General features: G+C 67.7%; 1 protein-coding gene. It reads right to left on the minus strand.

Annotation, left to right across the window (positions count from 1 at the left end; all coding sequences use genetic code 11):
• A partial coding sequence (locus IG94_RS39455) for an acyl carrier protein (protein ID WP_248783125.1) occupies positions 1-644 on the minus strand: 644 nt, incomplete at its 3' end.
• Positions 645-677: the final 33 nt, after the last annotated feature.

Below are 677 nucleotides of genomic sequence, written 5' to 3' on the forward strand. Positions count from 1 at the left end.
ATCCCCTCCCTGCCCTCCACCACCAACGACCACAGATCCTCCGGAGAACCCACCCCACCCGGATAACGGCACGCCATCCCGACAATCACCACAGGATCATCGGCGTCGGCAATCGACGCGTCCGACGCGGCCCGGGTGTCGATGTCGGCATCTGCGCCCGACAGCAGCGATTGCAGGTGTTCGACGAGAACAGTGGGAGTGGGGTAATCGAAGATCACCGAACTCGGCAGCGGGATCTCCAGGGCGTGCGAGAGCCTGTCCCGCAGTTCGGCCGACATCAGGGAATCGAAGCCCAGATCCCGGAACGTCTCACCGAGCGCGTCCTCACCGAGCTCGCCGCTGCCGAGAGTGGCGGTGATGTGCGCGCGAGCCAGTTCCGTCATCCGGTACGCGCGCTCGGTCTCATCGAGCCGCCGCAGCTCACTCACCAGAGCCGAGGTCTCCGCCGGCGTCTTCTCGTCGTCGGGCGTCATGCCGAGCCAGTGGCGCCGGCGTTGGAAGGCGTAGGTGGGCAGTTCGGTGTGGCGGGCGCCGGTCCCGGCGAACAACTCCGCCCAGTCGACCGACACCCCCGCGGCGAACAACGCACCCAGCCCCGCCAGCACCGACTCGACCTCACCACGACCACGACGCAGACTCGGCACCGCCGTAACGTCCTCACCCTCCAGACACTCCCG

Origin of the sequence: Streptomyces olivaceus (genome assembly GCF_000721235.1) — a bacterium.
Classification (GTDB): Bacteria; Actinomycetota; Actinomycetes; order Streptomycetales; family Streptomycetaceae; genus Streptomyces; species Streptomyces olivaceus.